Origin of the sequence: Aeromonas sp. s4 (assembly GCF_040907855.1) — a bacterium.
In the GTDB taxonomy this organism is placed as follows: domain Bacteria; phylum Pseudomonadota; class Gammaproteobacteria; order Enterobacterales; family Aeromonadaceae; genus Aeromonas; species Aeromonas caviae.
The window spans coordinates 22,378-39,023 of the sequence record NZ_JBFOCP010000033.1; the positions used below are offsets into that span (position 1 = coordinate 22,378).

Below are 16,646 nucleotides of genomic sequence, written 5' to 3' on the forward strand. Positions count from 1 at the left end.
TTGGGAATATCCGCCGCCGGGAGCGTGATCAGCCGCGGGTCATCCCATCCGGTGGGCGCAGCCCGCTGCAGACGCACAGGAACGCGAGGTCGCCCGGCCTCAATACGCGCACCAGGGAGGTGCCATGAAACGACTGGATGACTGGTTTCGCGACTACGGCCAGAGCCATCAACACCCCGTCAATGTGGCCATCCACAAGGTGGCGGTGCCAGGCATCTACCTCTGCATCCTGGCACTGCTCTGGTGCCTGCCCGCCGGTCCCCTGCCAGCGCCCTTCAACTGGGCGGGGCTGGTGGCCATCCCGGTGCTGGTCTTCTACCTGCGGCTGTCGTTGACGATCTTTACGGGGATGACGGCCCTGACCGCCCTGGGACTGGCCTTCTGCCACGTCTGGCAGGGGCCGCTGCTGTGGCCTGCCCTCATCGGGTTCGTGCTGTTCTGGATAGCCCAGTTCGTCGGTCACCATATCGAGGGGAAACGCCCCTCCTTTCTCACCGACCTGCAATTTCTGCTGGTAGGCCCCGCCTGGGTGCTGGCCAGCCTCTATCGTCGTTTGGGCATCCCTTTCTGAGGGAGGCCAACAGGAGAGACCATGAGACATCTTCAGACCCTTGCTCGCACCCTGCCCCTGCTGCTGGGGGCACTGATGGCCGGCCCGGTGCTGGCCGACAAGGCAGATCCCGTCGGCGAGGTGAGCACCGCTTTCAAGCTGCTCGGACCCAACCACAAGATCCTGGTGGAGGCGTTCGACGACCCTAAAATCGCCGGTGTCGCCTGCTATCTGGCCCGCCCCAAGACCGGCGGCGTCAAGGGTGGCCTTGGGCTGGCGGAAGATCCCTCCCACGCCTCCCTCTCCTGCCACCAGATCGGCCCCATCACCCTGCCCGCCAAGCTGAAGGCGGGGGAAGAGGTGTTCGACGTCAGCACCTCGCTGGTGTTCAAGGAGCAGAAGGTGGTGCGTTTTTACGACGAGAAGCGCAATGCCCTTGTCTATCTGACTTACAGCACCAAGTTGGTGGATGGTTCGTACAAGAGTGCAGTGAGTGCCGTCCCCATCATGCCCTGGGGTTGAAACAGCACCACTTATCCCGTGATGACGGTCACTATTTGTTGTAATTTAACCACATCATTATCTACGGAGAGCGCACCATGAGAGTCGCCGTTTTCAGTACCAAGAGCTACGACAAGGAACATTTCCACCAGGCCAACGCCCAGTACGGTTTCGATCTGGAGTTCTTCGACGTGCGGCTGGAGGCCAAGACGGCCCGTCTCGCCCACGGCTTCCCCGTGGTCTGTCTGTTCGTCAACGATGATGCCGACCGCGAAGTGCTGACCGAGCTGGCGCAGTACGGCACCAGGGTCATCGCCCTGCGCTGCGCCGGTTACAACAACGTGGATCTGGCCGCCGCCAAGGAGCTGGGACTCAAGGTGGTGCGGGTGCCGGCCTACTCCCCCGAGGCCGTTGCCGAACATGCGGTGGGCCTGATGATGACCCTCAACCGCCGCATCCATAAGGCGTATCAGCGCACCCGGGACGCCAACTTCTCCCTGGAAGGGCTGGTGGGCTTCAACATGCATGGCCGTACCGCCGGCATCATAGGCACCGGCAAGATCGGCATCGCCACCTTGCGCATCCTCAAGGGGTTCGGCATGCGCCTGCTGGTGAGCGATCCCTATCCGAACCAGGCGGCCATCGATCTGGGCGCCGAGTACGTGGATCTCGATACTCTGTTCCGCCAGTCCGATGTCATCAGCCTGCACTGCCCCCTGTTCAAGGAGAACTATCACCTGCTGAACAAGGAGGCCTTCGCCAAGATGAAGGACGGGGTGATGATCATCAACACCAGCCGGGGCGGCCTGCTCGACTCCAACGCCGCCATCGAGGCCCTCAAGACCTCCCGCATCGGCGCCCTGGGGCTGGACGTCTACGAGGAGGAGGAAGACCTCTTCTTCGAGGACAAGTCCAACGAGGTGATCACCGACGACGTCTTCCGCCGCCTGTCTGCCTGTCACAACGTGCTGTTCACCGGTCACCAGGCCTTCCTGACACGGGAGGCGCTGCACGCCATCGCCGACACCACCCTCAGCAACATCCAGGCCATCGAGAGCCAGGGCCGCTCTGACAACGAAGTGGAGTGATCCCTGAGACGTTGTCGCCACGCCATTGATCCCGCCGCCGGGTTGTGAGACCCGGCGGCATCGGGTAGGCTACCAGCCCTTTTTTGTACAGGAGTCTGGCCAGCATGTTCATCGGATTTGATTACGGTACCTCCAACTGTGCCGTCGCCGTGATGGAACAGGGCAGCCCCAGGCTGCTGACCCTCTCCGGTTCCCATTACCTTCCCTCCACCCTGCACGCCCCCCACCGGGACGCCATCGCCGGCCTCCTGGCCGAAGGGCTGGCCCCCGTCCAGCAGAGCGAATACCTCAAGCTGCGCGGTCCCATGGTGACCCGGGCACAGGCGGTGCGCCGCCAGATGCGCGAAGAGGGACTCATCGACGAGCTGAGCTTCGGCGGTGCGGCGCTGGCGCGCTATCTGGAAGAACCGGACGAGGGCTACTACATCAAGTCCCCCAAATCCTTTCTCGGGGCCTATGGCCTCAAGGCTCCCCAGATCGCCCTGTTCGAGGACATCGTCTGCGCCATGATGCTGCACGTGCGCCGGGAGGCGGAGCAGCAGACGGGCAGCACCATCCGCCAGGCGGTGATCGGCCGACCGGTCAACTTCCAGGGACTGGCGGGGGAAGAGAGCAACCGCCAGGCCATCGCCATTCTGAGCGAGGCGGCACGCCTCGCCGGGTTCGAGCGGGTGGAGTTCCTCTATGAGCCGGTGGCCGCCGGCTTCGAGTTCGAGGCGCGCCTCACCGAGGATGCGGTGGTGCTGGTGGTGGACATCGGGGGCGGGACCACCGACTGCTCCGTGCTGCGCATGGGCCCGAGCCACCGTGACCAGCTGGATCGCAGCGGCGACCTGCTCGGTCACAGCGGCCAGCGCATCGGGGGCAACGACTTCGACATCCGCCTGACCGTTGAGGGCATGATGCCGCTGCTCGGCATGCACGAGACCCTCAAGACCGGCAAGCCACTGCCCCATCCCCTGTTCTGGGACGCCGCCGCCATCAACGACGTCAGCGCCCAGAGCCGCTTCTACAGCCTGGACACCGCCCGCCAGCTGCAGGATCTGCAGCTCGACAGCCAGCCGGGCAGCAAGCTCTCACGGCTCGCCAGCCTGCGGGCCCACAAGCTGAGCCACCAGCTGGTGTGGCGCGCCGAGCAGGGCAAGATCGCCCTCTCCGACCACGAGCTCAACCACCAGACCCTGAACGAGCTGGAGAAGGGGCTGGCAGCGGAGCTCACGCGCCCTCAGCTGGCCAGTGCCTCGGCGCCGCTGCTGGAGAAGATTGGCGAGCTGATGGACGAGGCGATCGCCGCCGCCGGCGTGGCGCCGGATCGGGTCTTCGTCACCGGTGGCAGCGCCCGCTCCCCCCTTATCAAGGCCTTCATCCAGCAGAAACTGCCCAAGGTACCGCTGGAGGGGGGTGATGACTTCGGTTCGGTGGCCTCGGGCCTCGCCCGCTATGCCGAGCGGCTGTTTGCGGACTGAAACAGCCAGGGGAGCCATGGGGGACCTGTAGACAGGTTCGCTCGGGGCGGGTGTTGCCATTTGCCGACACCCCCTCTTCCCCCGGGGCGACAGAAGCGGTCGGGCTCCTCCCCCCTCGCCCTGCCGCCTGGGCCCGGGGACGGGTATGCTTGTCATACCCACCACCGGAGCCCCTTCAATGCCCAGATACCTGCTACTGTTGCTCGCCCTGCTTCTGCTCAGCGCCTGCAGCAGTGCTCCCCGCTTTGCCTCGCAAGACCTGCAACACCATCACTGGGTGCTCGATCGGCTGGATGGCCAGGCCATCGCCAGCCGCCGCAGCAATCCCCCCGACATCGAGATCGGTGAGCACTTCACCGTCAACGGCATCGCCGGTTGCAACCGCTACTTCGGCCAGGGTCACCTCAAGGGGAACAAGCTCTGGGTCACCAGCCTCGGCAGCACCGCCATGGCCTGCCCCCCCGAACTCGATCTGATAGAGCAGGCCGTGCTCGCCACCCTGACGGAGGGGGCCACACTGAGCGGTTCCACCCAGACCCTGATCCTCCAGGGAAAACGGCACCGTTTGGAATACAGGCTGCAAGACTGGGTGTACTAGGGCTCACAAAACCGCTCGCCAGCAGGAACAACTGGCCAGGCTGTGGCACAATATGAGGCATTGTTAGCAATGGAGGCTGCCTCAGCCATGTCGATGGATCGCCTGTTTGGCAAGATCAAGCAACTGCCCACAATTCCGAAACTGCTGCACGAGCTGATGCAGAGTTTCAACGACGAGAATGCCCGCATCGACGAGATCGCGGCCAAGATCGCCATGGACCAGGTGATCAGCGTCAAGGTACTGCGGATGGCCAACTCCGCTGCCCTGCGCCGTGGCAATGAAATCACCTCCATCGAACAGGCGGTGATCCGCCTCGGTTTCAACCGCCTGCGCTCCGTGGTGGTCGCCTCCGGCATCATCAGCAGCTTCAAGGCCCCCCCCGGCTTTGACAAGCTCCACTTCTGGACCCAGACCTTCCAGGTCGCCACCATTGCCCGCACCCTGGCACAGCAGACCACCTCGGTGGATCCCGAGACCGCCTTCACCTGCGCCCTCATTCACAACATCGGCGAGCTGCTGATCCAGAGCACCCTGCCGGAAGAGGCGGGACTCATCAATCTGGCCATCGAGAAAGGCAGCAGCCGGGTCGATGCCCAGCGGGAGATGCTGGGTTACGACTATGCCCAGCTCGGCGCAGAGCTGGCGCGGCGCTGGAGCCTGTCGCCCGCCTTCGTGGATGCCATCGCCCAGCAGCTCGACCCCCTCTCCCACGATCCGGTCAGCAAGGAGGCCGTGCTCATCCGGCTCGCCGTCTTCGTCTCCTTCGCCTGGCAGGCCGGCGTACCGGCCCAGGCCATCATCGCCCGTTTCCCCAGAACCCTGGCTGACCAGCTGGGGCTGGATCCCGCCAGCCTGGCGGATCAGCTGGAGCAGCTCCACGAGCAGGGCAATGCCCTGGCCGATTTGCTGACCCAGTAGATGTACAACGGCCGATCAGCAGGAGCCGGATCCCCGTCTCATTCTGGCGGATCAGCTCGAACAGCTGCACGAACAGGGCAACGCCCTTGCCGATTTGCTGACCCAATAGCGTCACGGCAGACCGCCCAGCCAAGCCGGAAGCACCGTCTCATTCTGGCCGGTCGTCACATACACACGCCCATGGACGGGATAAGATGGCCTGCGCCCATCCCCCACTCCTGAGCCTCTCTGACACAGTAGATACCATGACCCATCCCTTCCTGTTTCACCCCCAGGCGGCACCCTGGTTCAAAGAGAGTGCCGACACCCTGCAGCTCACCCTGTTCAGCGAGCTGGACGCCCCCATCCGCGAGGTGTGGCTGCGCCACGAGCCGGACAACGAGGAGTATCTGGTCGCCATGACGCCGGTCGCCACCCGGGACAGGCTTCAGGTCTGGCAGGTCGAACTGCCGCTGGCCAGGGGGCAGGAGATCCACCTCTACTGCTTCAAGTGCCTCACCGACAAGGAGCAGTGGTGGCTGCACGGGGCGGGCGTCAGCGCCGCCATGCCGCCGCGGGAGCAGCATTTCCGCTTCAACAGCCATCACCAGCCCCCGGCCTGGGTACAGGATCAGGTGTTCTACCAGATCTTCCCCGACCGCTTCTGCAACGGCGACCCGTCGCTGAGCGTCAAGCATCACGAGTACGAGTACAGGGGCAAAGCGGTCATCAGCAAGGCCTGGGGCGAGCCGGTCAGCCGCCACGAAGAGGGGCACGGCGCCTGTGAATTCTACGGCGGGGATCTGGCGGGCATCGACGCCAAACTGCACTACCTGCAATCCCTGGGGGTGACGGCGCTCTACCTCAACCCCATCTTCGATTCGCCGAGCAACCACAAGTACGACACTCAGGACTACTTCAAGGTGGATGCGCACCTCGGTACCAATGCCCAGTTTGCCGAGCTGACCCGCAACCTGCACCAGCGCGGCATGAGGATCATCCTGGATGCGGTGGTCAACCACACCTCCACCGAGCACCCCTGGTTCTGCCCACCGCTGGGCGCCCAGAGCAACCCGGACTCCCCCTGGCGCAGCTTCTACACCTTCGATCAGGAAGGGGATTATGTTAGCTGGAAAGGGATCCGCAGCCTGCCCAAGCTGGATTTCTCAAGTGAACAGGTGCAGGACGCCGTTTATCGGGCAGATAACGCCATTCTGCGCTACTGGATGCGCGCCCCCTACCAGATCGATGGCTGGCGCTTCGACGTCATCCACATGCTGGGGGAGCGAGGCACAGCCGAGGGCAATCGCGGCCATGTGCGCGCCATTCGCGGCGCGGTGAAGCAGGAGAATCCGGACGCCTACGTCCTCGGCGAGCACTTCTTCGAAGCGAGCCAGTGGCTGCAGGGGGATCAGGAGGACGGCGCCATGAACTACTACGGCTTCGCCCACCCCATCCGCGCCTTCCTGGCGGGGCAGGACATCGCCTATCACCCCATCAAGATCAGCGCCACCGAGCTGGATCACTGGCTCAAGCTGGCGCGGGCCCATATTCCGTTCAAGAACCAGCTGGCCCAGTTCAACCTGCTGGACAGCCACGACACCGCCCGCTTCCTGCACCTGCTGGGAGAAGACAAGCAGCGGATGCGACTCGCCGCCACCCTGCTCATCACCTACATCGGCGTGCCCTCCATCTACTACGGCGACGAGGTGGGGCTCTCCGGCGGCAATGACCCGGACTGCCGCCGCTGCTTCCCCTGGGATACCACCGACTGGGATCACGTGCTGCACGACCACTATCGCCGCCTGATCCAGCTGCGCCGCCAGCGCCCGGCCCTGCGTCGGGGAGACATCCAGACCCTCTACGCCGGCCCTCACAGCTATGTGTTCGCCCGTACCCTGCAAAGCGATCAGGTGGTGGTCGCCTGCAACCGCCACCCCACGGAGCCGCGCACCATCAGCCTGCCCCTGTGGCAGACCGCCAGCCCCGCCAGCCGCTTCACCGACGCCTTCAACGGCGACAAGTTCGAGGTGGTGCTGGGGGAGGTGCAGCTCACCATCCCGGCCAACTCGGCCAGGGTACTGCTGTCGAGCTAGGGATCGCGGCAATAGAAAACCGGCGCTCGGGGCGCCGGTTTTTTTATGCCTGCATCCCCCGAAGTGGCGGATGCTGCCTCATCGCTGTTTTTCGATCCGATACCTCTACATCGCCATGTGTGATGCGACGAATACATCAAACATCATCTCTTCATCAGTAGTTGATGCTGACATAGGGGACTTCGGTCACATCCCACGCCTGCTTGAGGTAGACGGTGAGCACGAAGAAGAAGTTGGCCAGCAGATTGGCGAAGCGATAGAGGATGGGATCGAAGCGCACGCCGCTCTCTTCCAGGCGTACCAGCAGACGCACCACCTTCTTGCTGCCACAGCGGCACAGGTGCAGGGTGGGAATGGGCTGGGGCCCCTGGGGCAGCACGAAGCCGGTCACCCGGCCGCGACTCGCCTCGTTGTAGTGATCGTACCGTCCCTTCAGCCAGTCCAGATCCTCCTCGAAGATGCCGAGCCGTCCCCGCACCGAGCCGTTGAGGTTGTAGATGAGCCGCTGCAGGGTCGCCAGATCCGCCATCACGGGCCGGGTATCCTCATCCGGCACCAGATGAGAGAGCACGGCCCCCACCTGGCAGCAGAGCTCGTCGGTGGCGATCTCGTAATCGCACTGGAACTGGGTTTCGAAGATGAAGGGGTAGCAGAGCTCGCGCTTGTCTCTTGGCTTCTTGGGGTTCATGGCATCGCCGGGCTGGGGAAAAGGGCAGTGTGCCAGCCCGGGGACGGGCTGGCAAACACCCCGCCCCCGTCGGCATCACGGGGGCGTCGCCAGACTAGCCGGTCGCCATCTGCTGGCCAAGCAGCCTCATGGCTTCCAGCATCCGCTGGTTGAAGCCCATGAAGCCTGCCCCCTGGGTCGCCCCGTCCTGACCCCGCGCCGCCAGCACGGTGGGCGTCAGCGCCTCCTGCTGGGAAGGGGGCAGCAGGGCGTCGGCCTGCTGCTGCAACCGGCTGAGCCTCGGCAGGTAGTCCGCCAGGGGCTTGAGGCTCTCCTGCAGGGAACTGGCCCCCTGGTAGGTCTGACTCAACTTGGCCGATTGCTTGAGCTTGAGGGAGTAGGAGACCAGCTGGCTGTCATCCAGTTGCAGCCCGTTCAGCCCGTCCGCCAGGGTCTTGCCGTCGCCCCCCTTGAAGAACTGCCCGGCCAGCTCGTCCAGCCCCTTGACCAGGGTGCCGATGGCATCCATCTCGGCACTGTCGAGATCCCCCTCCAGGGAGAAGTCGAAGCTCTGGCTCGACTTGAGGCTGAACTGGCTGCCGCCCCCATCGCTCTGGGACTTGAACTGCCAGCTGTCGCTGAAGCGCAACATCACCTTGTCCCCATCCCGGGTCTCGATCTCGAGGAGGGCCTGCTGGCGGCTGGCCATCCTGGCATCCCCCAGATCCGTCGTCGACACCTTGCCGAAGAACTCCTTCTCGAACTCGTCTAGCCCCTTCTGGATCAGCTTGTAGCTCTGATCCATGCCGGTCTTGATGTCCTCGTTGTCCGCCCAGTCACCGAGCTGCTTCCTGGCGTCACCGAAGCCCTTGTCCACCCCCTTGCGGGCCTGCTCCATCATCTTGGTCAGGTCGTCGTCGGACTTGCCGTCCGCACGGGCCGCGCCTATCCGCCCGGTGACGAACTGCAACACGTTGTCCGCCACCGACTGGAAATCGAACAGGGTCTCCGGAGTGACCTCCTGGGGTTCCTGCACCTTGGGTGCCTTGTAGCCCTGGCCGTTGATCTCCAGCGCAAATTGCAGCGCCTGCTGGATCAGCACCTGGGCCCATTTCGGGGGCTTGTTCAGGGAGACCTCATCCCCCTTGTCCGCCGTTTTCGACTCCGTCTGTTGAGGCGATTTGGGAGCAATGCCCACTCCCTTGGGTTGGGCTGCGCCCATGCCATCAATTTGCATCATTACTCTCCCGCCTATAGTGGTGGATCGGTTATCGGCCCGACTGGCCACTTCTTGACCACAAAAAACTTGGACAATCCGCAACGGCCTTTTAAAATCCCCACCCTTTGGTTGGCTGCGGCCTTCCCCCGGTCTTTCCCCGGCTCAGCCCGGTGCATGCGAGGTATCCATGACTCAATCCCAGCCCTCTTCCGCCGACGCCCAGGGCAGACGGACTCCTGCCGACTACCAGGCCCAGCTCGACGAGAAGCGCGATCGCCTCACCCAGCTGTTCGCACCCTTCAATCCGCCCGCGCTGGAGCTGCACGCCTCCCCCGCCGAACACTACCGGATGCGCGCCGAGTTCCGCATCTGGCACGAGGGGGATGACCTCTTCCACTGCATGTATGCACCGGCCACCAAGGAGATTATCCGGGTCGACAGCTTCCCCACCGCCAGCCTGCTCATCAACCGGCTGATGCCGGTGCTGCTGGCCGGGCTGCGCCCGCACCCCGTGCTGCGCAAGAAGCTGTTCCAGATCGACTACCTCTCCACCCAGTCCGGCCAGATCTGCGTCAGCCTGCTCTACCACCGCAAGCTGGAAGCCGAGTGGCAGCAGGCCGCCGAGGCGCTGCAGACCGACCTGCGTGCCAAGGGGTTCGAGCTGCAACTGATTGGCCGCGCCCACAAGCAGAAGATCTGCCTGGGGGATGACTTCGTCATCGAACGCCTGACCGTGCAGGGGCGCGAGCTGGTCTACAAGCAAGTGGAAAACAGCTTCACCCAGCCCAACGCCGCCATCAACGAACAGATGCTGGGCTGGGCCCTGGACGTGACCAAGGGGAGCGAGGGGGACCTGCTGGAGCTCTACTGCGGCAACGGCAACTTCTCCATCGCTCTGGCGCAGAACTTTCGCAAGGTGCTGGCCACCGAGATCGCCAAGCCGAGCGTGGACTCCGCCCAGTTCAACATCGCCGCCAACGGTGTCGACAACCTGATCATCCTGCGCATGTCGGCGGAGGAGTTCACCATGGCGATGCGCGGCGAGCGGGAGTTCAACCGCCTCAAGGGGGTCGATCTTCGCGCCTACCAGTGCAACACCATCTTCGTCGACCCGCCCCGGGCCGGTCTGGACGACGCCACCGTCAAGCTGGTGCAGGATTACGACAATATCCTCTACATCTCCTGCAACCCCGAGACCCTGCAGGCCAACATGGCCGTGCTCGGTGAAACCCACGAGATCGCCCGCTTCGCCCTGTTCGACCAGTTCCCCTGGACCCACCACATGGAAGCCGGGGTGTACCTGAAGCGCAAGGGCGGCTGATCCGGGCGGTTTCCCGGCTGACCCATGGCAGCCGGGGCCACTTTGGCCCCTGAAGGGTGTGGATCCTGCCTCATCACGCCGCCCCGACCCGCCATGGGACAAGTGGGGCGGCCCGATGCCAACCGGTTCATTCTGCCCCCCATCCCCCCGGGAGAAGGGGCAAAAACCCCCGCATTGATTAGTTATCCCGGTGCAGAGCGCGGACGCAGCCGTTATGCTGGCGACACGCCCACTCACGCCATGACCGGGGAACCACGCCACCATGCCACGCGTTCTGTTTGTTGAAGACGATCCCGAGATAGGCCAGCTCATCAGCAGCTGGCTCGGTCGCCACGACATCGAGGTGCTGCTGGAGACCCGGGGTGACCGGGCACTCGACAGGGCCCTGGCCGAGCAGCCGGATCTGGTGCTGCTCGACATCATGCTGCCGGGGCAGGATGGCCTCTCCCTGTGCCGGGATCTGCGCCCGCGCTTTGCCGGCCCCATCGTCATGCTCACTTCGCTCGACAGCGACATGAACCAGATCCTGAGCCTGGAGCTGGGGGCCAACGACTACATCCTCAAGACCACGCCCCCCCCGGTGCTGCTGGCCCGGCTGCGAGTCCAGTTTCGCCAGCAGGGGCAGAGCCAGCAGGCTGTGGTCCCCGCCGCCCCGCCCCAGCGCCTGCAGTTCGGCCGCCTCCAGATAGACGGCCCGGGTCGGGACGTGCGCCTCGATGGAGAGAGCATTCCCCTCTCCACCGCCGATTTCGACCTCCTGTGGGAGCTGGCCTGCCACGCCGGCCAGATCCTGGGGCGGGAGGCGCTGTTTCGCAGCCTGCGGGGGCGCGACTACGACGGCCAGGATCGCAGCATGGACGTGGCCATCTCCCGTCTGCGCCGCCGGCTCGGGGATGACAGCAACAACCCGACCCGCATCAAGACGGTGCGCCAAAAGGGTTATCTACTCGTACCCCAGGCCTGGGAATGAGCTGGTGTCTCACACGCCTGCACACCAGAAGCCAGGGAATGACAGCAACAACTCGATCTGGATCAAGACGGTGCGCCAGAAGGGTTATCTACTCGTACCCCAGGCTTGGGAATGAGCTGGTGTCTCACACGCCTGCACACCAGAAGCCAGGGAATGACAGCAACAACTCGATCTGGATCAAGACGGTGCGCCAAAAAGGTTACCTGCTGGTGCCCCAGGCCTGGGAATAAGCCCCGCCGAATGACCTTGATGCACTCAGCCTTCTCCCCTTGCGGGAGAAGGGTTGGGGATGAGGGGCAACAAGGCAATGTCCAGACGCAATCCAGGCAAGAGGAGAGCCCCCATGCGACGCCTGTTTATCCAGTTCTATCTGTTGCTGATAGGCTGCTTCACCCTCGCCATTCTGCTCATCGGGCTGGTCTATCAGGTCAGTGCAGAGCGGGCGGGGGACCGTTATCTGGAGCGGATGATGCAAGGCTCCCTCGGCCTGCTCACTGGCGAGCTGGCCCGGCTGCCGCCGGAACACTGGGCCACCCGCACCGGCGAGCAGAGCCGCCAGCTCAATCTGCCGCTGCAGATCGGCGTCCTCGCCAACCAGCCCCTGGCCAGCGAGGATCAGGCCTTCCTCGAGGCGGGAAACATCGTCATCGTCGAGGAGGATGACACCTTCCTGCAGCGCATCCCGAACACCGACAAGGTGCTGATCGTCGGCCCCGTCCCCTACCTCTCCTACCTGCACGAGCTGCACTGGGTGGACGTGGGGCTGCTGCTGCTCATCGGCCTTTCCCTCGGCCTGCCCATCCTGCTCTGGCTGCGCCCCCACTGGCGCGGCCTGCAACAGCTCGAACAGACCGCCCGCCGGGTCGGCGACGGGGATCTCTCCTGTCGCACCCGTTTGCCGCCCGGCAGCAGCCTGGGCCGGGTCGGCCGCACCTTCGACCAGATGGCGGAGCAGTTGCAGGCCATGCTGGCCAGTCGCAAGCAGTTGACCGACGCCATCGCCCACGAGCTGCGCTCCCCCCTGGTGCGGCTGCGCTATCGCCTCGCCATGCTGGCCGAGCCTCCCTCACCCGAGGAGCAGCAGGGACTGGAGCGGGACCTCGGCGCCCTCGATGCCCTCATCGAGGAGATGCTGACCTATGCCAGGCTCGATCGCCCCGAACTGCCGCTGCAATGCAGCGATCTGGAGCTCGGCAGCTGGGCCGGCAGCCGCCTGGCCGACTGGCAGGCCCTGCGACCGGACAAGCGGCTCGACTTCGTGCGCCCGGCCATGGCTCTGCCCTGGCGCGGCGACACCCGATTGCTGGACCGGGCGCTGGAAAACCTCATCGGCAACGCCCTGCGCCATGCCACCAGCCAGGCAAGCCTCTGCATAGCGCGACAGGGGGACGACTATCTGCTGGAGGTCGCCGACGATGGCCCCGGCATCGATCCCGCGCTGGCCCCGCAAATCTTCGAGCCCTTCGTGCGCCTGGATCAGAGTCGGGACAGACGCACCGGCGGCGCCGGGCTGGGGCTGGCCATCGTGCGCAGCATCGCCCACCACCACGGCGGCGAGGTGCAACTGCTGCCCGGCAGCAGCGGTGCCCGTTTCTGCCTGACCCTGCCCGTACATTTGGATACAAACCGTCACCAGTCGCTCACTGAACCGCAGGTCGAACAGCCCTAGGATGAAGTCATGGAGAAACGCTCCATGTCATCAAACCGAACGAGGAACTGGAATATGAACAAGCTGATCCCCCTGACTCTGGCCGCTGTCTTCGCCCTGACCTCCGGCTTCACCATGGCCGCCACCCCGACCAAGGCCGCCGCTCCCCACGCCACCCAGACCAAGGTCGTGAAAAAGCATCACAAGGCTGCCCACGCCAAGGCGCCGGCCGTCAAGGTTGCCCCCAAGACCAAGTAAGCTGCCCGCTTCCGCCATGAAAAAGGGGCCCCCGACAGGGGGCCCCTTCTGTTTTTTACGCGCTTGCCGTGACTCAACCCAGCATGTAATCCGCCGGCAGTTCGATGCGGGCCACCCCGGAGGCAACCGCCGCCAGTGCCACCGCACGGGCAACCCGCGGCAGCAGGCGGGCGTCCATGGGCTTGGGAATGACGTAGTCCTTGCCGAAGGCGAGTTCACTCACGCCAGCAGCGGTCAGCACCTCGGCGGGCACCGGCTCCTTGGCCAGAGCCCGGATCGCCTCCACTGCCGCAATCTTCATGGCATCGTTGATGCGGCTGGCACGGGCGTCGAGGGCGCCGCGGAAGATGAAGGGGAAGCAGAGCACGTTGTTGATCTGGTTCGGGTAGTCCGAGCGGCCGGTACCCATGATGAGATCCCCGCGTACTCCGTGAGCCAGGGCAGGCTTGATCTCGGGGTCCGGGTTGGAACAGGCGAAGATCACCGGGTTGGGGGCCATCAGGGCCACCGTCTCGGCGGGCAGTACGTCCGGGCCGGAGACGCCGACGAAGACGTCAGCCCCGTCGATGACATCCATAAGAGTGCGCAGAGGGGTGTCGTTGGCGAAACGCTGCTTGTACTGGTTGAGATCGGTGCGGCCGCTGTGGATCACACCCTGGCGGTCCAGCATGAAGATGTTGTGCGGCGCAGCCCCGCACTTGATCAGCAGATCCATGCAGGCGGTGGCGGCGGCGCCGGCGCCCATGCAGACGATGCGGCTGGTGCCAATCTCCTTGCCCTGCACTTCCAGCGCGTTGAGCAGCCCGGCGGCGGTGACGATGGCGGTACCGTGCTGGTCATCGTGGAACACCGGGATGTCGCAGCGGGCGATCAGTGCCTCTTCAATCTCGAAGCACTCGGGGGCCTTGATGTCTTCCAGGTTGATGCCGCCGAAGGTGTCGGCGATGGCGGCCACCGTATCGATGAACTGGGCGCTGGTCTCGTGCTTCACCTCGATGTCGATGGCGTCGATGCCAGCAAAGCGCTTGAACAGCAGGGCCTTGCCCTCCATCACCGGCTTGGAGGCCAGCGGGCCCAGATTGCCCAGCCCCAGGATGGCGGTGCCGTTGGAGATGACGGCCACCAGATTGCCCTTGCCGGTGTAGCGGTAGGCATCGGCCGGATTGGCGGCGATCTCGCGTACCGGTTCGGCAACGCCCGGGCTGTAGGCCAGCGCCAGATCGCGAGCGGTCTCGGCGGGCTTGGTGAGGGCGATGGCGATTTTGCCCGGAACGGGTTGGGCGTGGTAATCGAGTGCCTGTTGGCGGAGATCGTGCTGCTGATCGGACATGGGGGACCCCGATACGGAAATGAATGAGTGATGCGTTGGCTCGCCAGCGGGCGAGGGCTGAGGATCATAAAGAAATCCCCCGCCCTTTCACAGCATAAAATATCGCTGGATAGCAATGACAGACTAGTCAGCAGCATGTCATGCCACCCAAAACTACCCAATTAGTTATAGATTCGATTTCAATCCATGACTGGAATGCCGGCTTTTGCCTCTGCCTGCCGGGCGATGGCCTCCGTCATCCCCTGGAAGATGAAGAGGTGGAACGGCAGCATGGCGAGCCAGTAGGCCAGCCCCCAGGCCCCCTGCGGATGCCAGTGGGCCGTCACCCGCAGCCGGGTCAGGCCGGACTCCAGGGGCTGGATGTTGAACTCCAGCCGACCGACGCCGGGGGCCTTCATGTTGAACAGCAGATCCAGCCTGCGTCCTTCATCCACCCCGAGGATCTGCCAGGAGTCCAGCATGTCCCCCTTCACGAAGCGATCCGGGTTGGTGCGTCCCCGGGTCCGGGCCGGGCCGCCGATCAGATGATCCATCCATTCGCGCACCACCCACAGCTCGTTCATGTAGAAGTAGCGCTGCTCACCCCCCAGTTGCTGCAACACCTGCCACACCACCTCGGGGGCGGCGAGGCAATCCGCCTCCCCGCTGGCGGTGCGGTCGTAGAAGCCATATTCGGGATGGCGCCAGCGCAGACCAAGGGGCGTCTCCTCCCCGTGCTGCTCGGCACCGAGCCTCTGCTCCAGCGCCAGGCTCTCCGCCAGCGCCTCATCGAAGCTGAGCAGATGCTGGGGCAGCAGGGCGCGCAAGGGGCCGTCATCCGCCGGGATGTCGTGCTTGAGCCCCCCCACCAGCGCCTTGGCGATGGGCTGGGGAACCGAGGTGGCGAACTGCAGCCACCAGGCGGAGAGCCGGGGGCTCAAAAAGGGGATCGGAATGATGGGGCAGCGTTTGCCGATATGGGCGGCGAATTTCTGGAGCTGCCGCTGGTAGCTGAGCAGCTCGGGGCCCGCCGCATTGAAGATCTGGCCATCCACCCCGTCGGCTTCCACCAGCCCGCCCAGATAGTGCAAGAGGTTGGAGAGGGCGATGGGGGGCGTGCGGGAACGCACCCACTTGGGCGTCACCATCATGGGCAGGTTGTACACCAGATCCCGCATCACCTCGAACGCCGCCGAGCCGGGGCCTATGATGATGCCGGCACGCAGCTCTACCGTGGGTACCCCTGCGCTGCGAAACAGCTCCCCACAGTAGCGCCGGGAGTTGAGGTGGCGACTGTTGCAGGGCTCGGGCTGGATGGCGCCGAGATAGACGATGCGGCGCACCCCGGCGGCACGGGCGGCAGCAGCGAAGTTCTTCACTCCCTGCTGCTCCAGCCGGTGAAAACCGGCCCCCGCCCCCATGGCGTGTACCAGATAGAAGACGGTGTCGACCCCCGCCAGCGCAGGGGGCAGGGTGGCAGGCTTGAGGCTGTCGGCGAGGCGAAACGCCACCCCCTCCGGCAGACGGCAGGGACGACGGGCCCCGGCGATGACCCTGTACCCCAGACCCTGCAGATGGGGCACCAGGTAGGATCCTATGTACCCGGCAGCTCCCATCACCAGACATGTACGCATCGGCTCTTCTCCCTTGGTTGAGCCAACACCATAGGGCAAAGCGGGGAATTACAGAATGGCGGCCAATAAAAAAGGCACCCGATGGGCGCCTTTTTCAGAATTCTTCAGAAGCAAGATTACTTCTTGGAGGTCAAGCCACCGAAACGCTTGTTGAACTTGTCTACGCGGCCGCCGCTAGAAACTTCTTTCTGCTTGCCGGTGTAGAACGGGTGGCACTCGGAGCACACGTCCAGGTTCAGATCTTTACCGATGGTAGAGAAGGTGTTGATGACGTTACCGCAAGAGCACTTGGCGGTGATGGCTACGTAGTCAGGATGGATACCAGCTTTCATGGACAACCTCAATTATCAGGCCGTGTCGCCATCCGATCTCTTGTCGGACACCACACGATTGTTGAACACAGTTTCAAAGGCTGCGAATAATA

At 64.3% G+C, this 16,646-nt stretch carries 16 protein-coding genes and 2 pseudogenes; 13 read left to right on the forward strand and 5 right to left on the reverse strand.

The features are described from left to right. Positions 1–124: 124 nt before the first annotated feature. The 7 genes from AB5Y89_RS10555 (at position 125) to malZ (ending at position 7,196) form a co-directional block, all read left to right on the forward strand. Positions 125–571, forward strand: a complete 447-nt coding sequence (locus AB5Y89_RS10555) for a DUF962 domain-containing protein (protein WP_113069206.1) — start codon at positions 125–127, stop codon at positions 569–571. Between the two features lie 21 nt (positions 572–592). Beyond that, on the forward strand, positions 593–1,072 hold the full coding sequence (locus AB5Y89_RS10560; RefSeq protein WP_041214236.1) for a CreA family protein: 480 nt from the start codon (positions 593–595) through the stop codon (positions 1,070–1,072). Positions 1,073–1,149: 77 nt separating this feature from the next. Beyond that, positions 1,150–2,139, forward strand: coding sequence for a 2-hydroxyacid dehydrogenase (locus AB5Y89_RS10565; RefSeq protein WP_042878605.1), 990 nt, complete (start codon positions 1,150–1,152; stop codon positions 2,137–2,139). A gap of 104 nt (positions 2,140–2,243) precedes the next feature. Next, on the forward strand, positions 2,244–3,605 hold the full coding sequence (gene yegD / locus AB5Y89_RS10570) for a molecular chaperone (protein WP_368223723.1): 1,362 nt from the start codon (positions 2,244–2,246) through the stop codon (positions 3,603–3,605). Positions 3,606–3,783: 178 nt separating this feature from the next. After that, complete coding sequence (locus tag AB5Y89_RS10575) at positions 3,784–4,203, forward strand: META domain-containing protein (protein WP_010676067.1); 420 nt, start codon at positions 3,784–3,786, stop codon at positions 4,201–4,203. A 69-nt stretch (positions 4,204–4,272) separates the two neighbouring features. Continuing rightward, positions 4,273–5,121 (forward strand): HDOD domain-containing protein, encoded by an 849-nt coding sequence (locus tag AB5Y89_RS10580; protein ID WP_128272652.1) that lies wholly within the window; start codon positions 4,273–4,275, stop codon positions 5,119–5,121. 245 nt (positions 5,122–5,366) lie between these two features. Beyond that, positions 5,367–7,196, forward strand: a complete 1,830-nt coding sequence (malZ, locus tag AB5Y89_RS10585; RefSeq protein WP_368223724.1) for a maltodextrin glucosidase — start codon at positions 5,367–5,369, stop codon at positions 7,194–7,196. Positions 7,197–7,350: 154 nt separating this feature from the next. Here malZ and AB5Y89_RS10590 read toward each other — a convergent pair whose 3' ends face one another. Continuing rightward, positions 7,351–7,884, reverse strand: coding sequence for an ATP--cob(I)alamin adenosyltransferase (locus AB5Y89_RS10590; protein ID WP_151028353.1), 534 nt, complete (start codon positions 7,882–7,884; stop codon positions 7,351–7,353). Between the two features lie 94 nt (positions 7,885–7,978). After that, positions 7,979–9,100, reverse strand: a complete 1,122-nt coding sequence (locus AB5Y89_RS10595; protein ID WP_042016467.1) for a DUF5610 domain-containing protein — start codon at positions 9,098–9,100, stop codon at positions 7,979–7,981. Between the two features lie 169 nt (positions 9,101–9,269). Here AB5Y89_RS10595 and trmA point away from each other — a divergent pair, with 169 nt between their 5' ends. The 6 genes and pseudogenes from trmA (at position 9,270) to AB5Y89_RS10625 (ending at position 13,279) form a co-directional block, all read left to right on the forward strand. Continuing rightward, positions 9,270–10,403 (forward strand): tRNA (uridine(54)-C5)-methyltransferase TrmA, encoded by a 1,134-nt coding sequence (gene trmA / locus AB5Y89_RS10600; RefSeq protein WP_368223726.1) that lies wholly within the window; start codon positions 9,270–9,272, stop codon positions 10,401–10,403. 262 nt (positions 10,404–10,665) lie between these two features. Beyond that, complete coding sequence (gene rstA, locus AB5Y89_RS10605; protein ID WP_010676073.1) at positions 10,666–11,373, forward strand: two-component system response regulator RstA; 708 nt, start codon at positions 10,666–10,668, stop codon at positions 11,371–11,373. Positions 11,374–11,398: 25 nt separating this feature from the next. Beyond that, positions 11,399–11,488, forward strand: a pseudogene (locus AB5Y89_RS10610) (two-component system response regulator RstA); the annotation flags it as partial. Between the two features lie 25 nt (positions 11,489–11,513). Then, a pseudogene (locus tag AB5Y89_RS10615) lies at positions 11,514–11,603 on the forward strand (two-component system response regulator RstA); the annotation flags it as partial. A 113-nt stretch (positions 11,604–11,716) separates the two neighbouring features. Then, on the forward strand, positions 11,717–13,042 hold the full coding sequence (rstB, locus tag AB5Y89_RS10620; protein ID WP_368223728.1) for a two-component system sensor histidine kinase RstB: 1,326 nt from the start codon (positions 11,717–11,719) through the stop codon (positions 13,040–13,042). A gap of 54 nt (positions 13,043–13,096) precedes the next feature. After that, positions 13,097–13,279, forward strand: a complete 183-nt coding sequence (locus tag AB5Y89_RS10625; protein ID WP_010676075.1) for a hypothetical protein — start codon at positions 13,097–13,099, stop codon at positions 13,277–13,279. Positions 13,280–13,352: 73 nt separating this feature from the next. Here AB5Y89_RS10625 and AB5Y89_RS10630 read toward each other — a convergent pair whose 3' ends face one another. The 3 genes from AB5Y89_RS10630 to rpmE all read right to left on the reverse strand — a co-directional run bounded on the left by AB5Y89_RS10630 (position 13,353) and on the right by rpmE (position 16,554). Next, positions 13,353–14,609: a malic enzyme-like NAD(P)-binding protein gene (locus AB5Y89_RS10630; RefSeq protein ID WP_368223729.1), complete on the reverse strand. Its 1,257-nt coding sequence runs from the start codon at positions 14,607–14,609 to the stop codon at positions 13,353–13,355. A 179-nt stretch (positions 14,610–14,788) separates the two neighbouring features. After that, the gene (locus tag AB5Y89_RS10635; RefSeq protein WP_104454971.1) at positions 14,789–16,222 is read right to left on the reverse strand and encodes a DUF2867 domain-containing protein; all 1,434 of its coding nucleotides are present in this window, start codon (positions 16,220–16,222) and stop codon (positions 14,789–14,791) included. A 116-nt stretch (positions 16,223–16,338) separates the two neighbouring features. Next, on the reverse strand, positions 16,339–16,554 hold the full coding sequence (rpmE, locus tag AB5Y89_RS10640) for a 50S ribosomal protein L31 (protein ID WP_010676078.1): 216 nt from the start codon (positions 16,552–16,554) through the stop codon (positions 16,339–16,341). Between the last annotated feature and the right edge of the window lie 92 nt (positions 16,555–16,646).